This window comes from Streptomyces sp. NPDC020379 (assembly GCF_044387105.1).
Lineage (GTDB): Bacteria > Actinomycetota > Actinomycetes > Streptomycetales > Streptomycetaceae > Streptomyces.
Genome location: NZ_JBIRVR010000049.1, coordinates 1 through 6,853, shown reverse-complemented (window position 1 = coordinate 6,853; position 6,853 = coordinate 1). Strand labels below are relative to the sequence as shown.

The 6,853-nt window shown below is 71.8% G+C and carries 2 protein-coding genes; both read right to left on the bottom strand.

Annotated elements, in window-relative coordinates:
* Positions 1-5,918 (bottom strand): type I polyketide synthase (locus ACH427_RS32180; protein ID WP_398875341.1); only part of this gene is annotated, 5,918 nt, incomplete at its 3' end.
* A 44-nt stretch (positions 5,919-5,962) separates the two neighbouring features.
* Positions 5,963-6,853: phosphopantetheine-binding protein (locus ACH427_RS32175; RefSeq protein ID WP_398875339.1), on the bottom strand; the 891-nt coding region annotated here is incomplete at its 5' end.

The following is a 6,853-nucleotide window of genomic DNA, read 5'->3' as shown; positions in this document are numbered from 1 at the left end:
TCACCCTGACGCAACGACTGCACCGCCAGATGCAACGCCACCAACGACGACGAACACGCCGTGTCCACCGTCACCGCAGGACCCTCGAAACCGAAGGTGTACGAGATGCGGCCGGAGGCGATGCTGCCCGCCGTCCCGTTGCCGATGTAGCCCTCGACGCCGTCCGGCACCGATGCGGTCGCGGACCCGTAGTCGTGGTGCATGATCCCGGCGAACACACCGGTCTGACTGCCCCGCACCGACACCGGATCGATCCCGGCCCGCTCCAGCACCTCCCAGGAGGTCTCCAGCAGCAGCCGCTGCTGCGGATCCATCGCCAACGCCTCACGCGGCGAGATCCCGAAGAACGCGGGATCGAACTCACCGGCGTTGTAAAGGAATCCGCCCTCGCGGGCGTACGCGGTGCCCTTGTGGTCGGGGTCCGGGTGGTAGAGCGCCTCCAGATCCCAGCCGCGGTCGTCCGGGAACGCGGACATCGCGTCCCCGCCGCGGTCGATCAGCGACCACAGGTCTTCGGGAGCCCGTACGCCGCCGGGGAAGCGGCAGCTCATGGCGACGATGGCGATCGGCTCGTCGACGGACACGGCCACAGCGGCGGCCGGAACCGCCGCAGGGGCAACGACCCCCGCATGCGCCGACACCAACTCACCCAGCAGATGACGAGCGAGCACAGCAGGACTCGGGTAATCGAAGACCAGCGTGGCCGACAGCCGCAGACCCGTCACCGCGTTCAACCGGTTCCGCAGCTCCACCGCCGTCAACGAATCGAAACCGAGCTCGCGGAAGGCGAGGTCGGACGCGACCTCGTCACCCGGCGCATAGCCGAGTACGGCTCCGATGTGCGTGCGGACCACGTCCAGCACGGCCTGTTCCCGCTCGCTCTCCGGCAGCCGGGCCAGATCGCCCCACAGGCCGCCGTCCGCTGCCGTGGGCGCGGCCACGGCCCGCCGCGCGGGGGTCCGCACCAGGCGGCGCAGCAGCGGCAGCACGGGGCCGTTCCCGCCGCGGAGCACCGCGGCGGCGAGCCGCACCGGGACCAGCAGCGCCTCGTCCGACGCGGTCGCCGCGTCGAAGAGTGCCAGCCCTTCCCGCGACGACAGCGGTACGACGCCCCCGCGAGCCATCCGGGCAAGGTCGGCGTCGGCCAGGTGGCCGGTCATGCCGCTGCGTTCGGCCCAGAATCCCCAGCCCAGCGACACCGCGGGCAGGCCCTGCGCCCGCCGGTTCGCCGCCAGGGCGTCGAGGAAGGTGTTCGCCGCGGCGTAGTTGGCCTGCCCCGCCGCGCCGAACGTCGCGGCGGCCGAGGAGAAGAGCACGAAGGCCGTCAGGTCCAGCCCCCGCGTCAGCTCGTCCAGGAGCAGCGCCGCGTCCACCTTCGGCCGGAAGACGGCGTACACGCGCTCCGGCGTCAACGACTCCACCACGCCGTCGTCCAGTACGCCGGCCGCGTGTACCACGCCGCGCAGGGGCATGTCCCGCGGGATGCGCGCCAGCACACCCGCCAGCGCCTCCCGGTCCGTCACGTCGCACGCTTCGAGGACGACGCTCGCGCCCAGGCCGGCGAGCTCGGCCTCCAGCTCGGGCATTCCGGAGGCGGCACGGCCGCGGCGAGACACCAGCACCAGGCTCCGTACGCCGTGTTCGGCGACCAGGTGCCGGGCGACCAGGCGGCCGAGTACGCCGCCCGCGCCGGTGATCAGCACGGTGCCGGAGCCGTCCCATGTCCCGGTGGCGCCGGGCAGGACGGGAGCCTTCACGAGCCGGGGGGCACGGAATTCGCCGGTGCGAAGGGCGATCTGGGGTTCGTCGCGGGCGAGCGCGGTGCGCACCGCTTCGGCGGCGCCGTCCCAGGTGTCGAGGTCGACCAGGGCGAAACGGTCCGGGTGTTCCGTCTGCGCCGACCGGACCAGGCCCCACACCGCGGCCGCCGCCAGGTCGAGGACCCCCTCGCCCGGCGCGGTCGGGACAGCGCCCCGGGTCACGAACACGAGCTTCGACGCGGCGGCCGCGCCGTTGCCCAGCCAGTCCTGTACGGCTCGCAGCGCCCGGTACGTCACGTCACGGGTCGCCGAGGCGAGGTCGCCGGAGTCCGACGGGGACACGAGCGGGAGGAGAACAGCCTCGGGGTAGGGCCCGTCCGCTGCCGAGGGCAGGTGCGAGACCCGGTGTCCGGCCGCTTCGAGCGCGGCCGCGAGCCGGGAACCGTCGGGGCCGAGAATCGCCCAGTCCCCCGCATCACCCGTCATGTCGCCGGACGACACCGTCTCCCACCGCACGCCGAACAGCGACTCCAGCGACGATCGCGCGGCGCTGTCGAGCAGTTCCGGCGAGACGGGACGGCCCACGAGGGAGCCGACGGAGGCCACCGGCGCCCCGTTCGCGTCGGCCACCAGGACCGACACCCCGTCCGCCCCGGCCCGCGACAGCCGCACGCGAAGCGTGGTCGCGCCCGTGGCGTGCAGGGACACGCCGCTCCACGCGAAGGGCAGACGTGCCGCCGAAGGCGTGCCGCCGGCGTCCGGAGCGGCGAGGTGGCCCACGCCGGTCACGTGCAGCGCGGCGTCCAGCAGGGCCGGGTGCATGCCGTAGCGCCCTGCCTCCTCGCGCTGCTCGTCGGGCAGCGCGACCTCGGCGAACACCTCGTCGCCACGCCGCCACGCCGCCCGCACACCACGGAACGCGGGCCCGTATTCGAGCCCCGACGCGGCCAACCGCTCGTACAGGTCGTCCACCGGGACGGCCACGGCCTCGGCCGGCGGCCACGCGGCCAACTGCCGTACGTCCGACGCGTCGTCGGCGGCGACCGCCGCCAGGACGCCCTTCGCGTGGCAGGTCCACGACTCCTCGTCGTGATCGCCCTCGACCCGCGAGTACACGCCGAACTCACGGTGCCCCGGCTCCTCCGTACAGCCGACGACCACCTGCACCTGTACGGCCCCCGACTCGGGGAGCACCAAGGGTGCTTGCAGCGTCAGCTCCTCCAGGCCCTGACACCCGGCGGCATCGGCCGCGCGCAGCGCGAGCTCGACGAACGCGGTGCCGGGGACGACCACCCTCCCCAGCACTGCGTGGTCGGCGAGCCACGGCTGCGTCCCCACCGACAACCGGCCGGTCAACACAAGGCCGTTCGCATCCGCAAGCGACACCACGGCACCCAGCAGCGGGTGATCCGCCGCGCCCAGACCGGCGGACGTCACGTCGCCGAGCCGGGCGGCGGGCGGGTTGATCCAGTAGTGCTGGTGTTGGAAGGCGTACGTGGGGAGGTCGACGCGACGGGCGCCTGTGCCGTCGAAGAGCTTGGCCCAGTCGACGGAGGCACCGCCGACGAAGGCTTCGGAGACAGAAGTCAGGAAGCGGTCCAGGCCACCCTCGTCGCGGCGCAGGGAACCGACGGCCGTGATGGTGTGGGCTTCGGCGGTCTGCTCGACGCCCATGGTCAGGACCGGGTGGGCGCTGGACTCCACGAACAGGCGGAAGCCATCGTCCAGGAGGGCCTGGACGGCTTCCTGGAAGCGGACGGTCTGGCGCAGGTTGCGGTACCAGTAGGCGGCGTCCAGGGTGCTGGTCTCCAGCACCCTGCCCGTGACCGTCGAATAGAACGGCACCGAGGCCGGACGCGGAGAGATACCCGCGAGATCGCGCGACAACGCGGCCTCGATCTCCTCCACATGCGCACAGTGCGAGGCATAATCCACCGCGATACGGCGGGCACGGATACCGTCCGCCTCACAGCCGGCGAGGAGTTCGTCGAGAGCGTCGTTGTCGCCCGAGACCACGACCGTGGCCGGGCCGTTGACGGCCGCCACCGCGAGTCGGCTGTCCAGCCGCTCCTCGACCGCCTTCACATCCAGGGAGACGGAAACCATCCCACCCCGGCCGGACAACGCCCGCAGAGCCTTGCTCCGCAGCGCCACCACCTTCGCCGCATCCTCCAAGGACAGCGCACCGGCCACACACGCCGCCGCAATCTCACCTTGCGAGTGACCGATGACAGCAGCCGGCTCCACACCCGCCGAACGCCACACCTCAGCCAACGAAACCATCACAGCCCACAACACCGGCTGCACCACGTCGACCTGATCAAGCCAGCCGGCGTCCTCCGCACGCAGCAGACCGGTCAACGACCAATCCACATACGGCGCCAACGCCGCCGCACACTCGCCCAGACGCTCCGCGAACACCGGCGAGGAATCCAGCAGTTCGGCCGCCATGCCAACCCACTGCGAACCTTGCCCCGGGAACACGAACGCCGCACGCCCGTCCCCCGTGACACGACCCCGCACCACACCCGCGGCCTCACGCCCCTCCACCAGAGCGCTCAAGCCCTCCCGGTGTCCCGACAGGATCACGGCCCGGTGCTCGAACACACCCCGGTCGGCCGCCAGCGAGAAGCCCACGTCCAGCGGCGACAACTCCCCCACACGCGCCGACAACCGCTCAGCCTGCGCAGCCAGCGCGCTCTCCGAACGCGCCGACACCACCCACGGCACCACCGGCGCCTCGACCCGCGCCGGCTCCTCCTCGGCAGCCGCCGCGGGCGCCTGCTCGAGGATCACGTGCGCGTTCGTGCCACTGACACCGAACGCGGACACACCGGCCCGGCGGGGCTCGTCGGCCGCCGGCCACGGCGTGGCCTCGGTGAGCAGTTCGACGGCGCCCTCCGACCAGTCGACGTTCGGCGACGGCTCGTCGACATGCAAGGTCTGCGGCAGCACACCGTGCCGCATCGCCAGCACCATCTTCATGACACCGGCCACGCCGGCGGCCGCCTGTGTGTGGCCGATGTTCGACTTGATCGAGCCCAGCAACAGCGGCTTGTCCTCCGGGCGTTCCTGGCCGTACGTGGCCAGGAGCGCCTGCGCCTCGATCGGGTCACCCAGCGTCGTGCCCGTACCGTGCGCCTCGACCGCGTCCACCTCGGCGGCCGAGAGCCGGGCGTTCGCGAGCGCCTGGAGGATCACGCGCTGCTGGGAGATGCCGTTGGGCACGGTCAGGCCACTGCTGGTGCCGTCCTGGTTGACGGCGGAGCCGCGTACGACCGCCAGCACGGGGTGGCCGTTGCGCCGCGCGTCCGACAGCCGCTCCAGGAGCAGCATGCCGACACCCTCGCCCCAGCCGGTGCCGTCGGCCGCCGCCGCGAACGCCTTGCAGCGGCCGTCGGGGGCCAGCCCGCGCTGACGGCTGAACTCCACGAACAGCCCGGGCGTCGTCATCACCGTGACGCCGCCGGCGAGGGCCAGCGAGCACTCGCCCTGCCGCAGCGACTGCACGGCCAGGTGCAGGGCTACCAGCGACGACGAGCAGGCCGTGTCGACGGTGACCGCCGGGCCTTCGAGTCCGAAGGTGTACGAGAGCCGGCCGGACATCACGCTGGCCGCGCTGCTGGTGGCGAGGTAGCCCTCGACGCCCTTCGGGGCCTGGCGCAGGGCCTCGATGTAGTCCTGACCGTTGGTGCCGACGAAGACCCCGGCCTTGGTGCCGCGCACCGAAGCGGGCGCAATGCCCGCCCGTTCCATCGCCTCCCAGCTGGTCTCCAGCAGCAGCCGCTGCTGCGGGTCCATGGCCAGTGCCTCACGCGGCGAGATCCCGAAGAACCCCGGGTCGAAGGCGCCCGCGTCGGACAGGAAGGCCCCTTCCTTCACATACGAGGTGCCGGGGCGGTCGGGGTCCGGGTCGTAGAGCCCCGCGAGGTCCCAGCCGCGGTCGGCCGGGAACGGAGCCACCGCGTCCGCTCCTTGGGAGAGGAGGTCCCACAACTCCTCCGGGGACCGGACGCCACCGGGGAAACGGCAGCTCATCGCGACGATCGCGATCGGCTCGCGGGGCTTGTCCTCGGCATCGCGGAGACGGCGCTGCGTCTGCCGCAGGTCAGCCATGACCCGCTTCAGATACTCGACAAGCTTCTCTTCGTTCGACATCTACCCTTGCCCCCTCAAGGAAACCAAACGGTTCATGATCATTATTAGGCATCCCCGAGTTCGCGGTCGATGACGTCGAAGAGCTCGTCGACCGAAACGGTTTCGAGATCGTTCACGGCGTCTTCCGATTCCGGGTTCGTACCGGACGCGGCACCGGCGTCGTTCAGCTTCGCGAGCATGGACTGGAGCCGGACCACCGCCTTGGTGCGTGCGATGTCGTCCTGCGGCAGCGCGGTGAGCACGGCCTCGAGACGGTCGATGTCCGAGGGCAGCGCGTTCTCCGGCGCGCTCCCGTCCGGTGCCAGCTCACCCATGAGGTGGCGGGCCAGCGCCGAGGGCGAGGCGTAGTCGAACAACGTGGTGGGCCGCAGCCGCAGCCCGGTGGCCGCGTTCAGACGGTTGCGCAGCTCCACCGCGGTGAGCGAGTCGAGCCCCATCTCGAAAAAGCCGCGCTCCACTTCGACGCCCGCTTGCGTGGCGTATCCGAGGACCGTCGCGGTGTTCTTACGGATCAGGTCGAGCAGCAACGGCTCCCGCTCGGCGACCGGAAGGGCCGCCAGGGTCTCGGCGAGTGCCGAGGTTCCCTCGGCGGCGGGATCCGCTTCCGAGCGGCCGTCGGCCGTCCGGTGCAGCTGCTTCACCTCGGGGATCTCGCCGAAGAGCGCGCTGTTGCGGGCGCCGTCGAGCTCCTTGGCGAAACGCGACCAGTCGACGTCGGTGATCACCGGGCAGGCATCGGCACCGATGAGCGCCTGCTCCAGGGACTTGAGGGCCAGTCCGGGGTCCATGGGCGGCAGACCGAACCGCTCCATACGGCCGCTGACCATGCTGTTCTGAGCCGCCATGCCGTCGTTGGCCCAGGGGCCCCAGGCGATCGAGGTCGCGGGAAGACCCTCACCACGCCGCAGCTCCGCCAACGCATCCAGATAGGCATT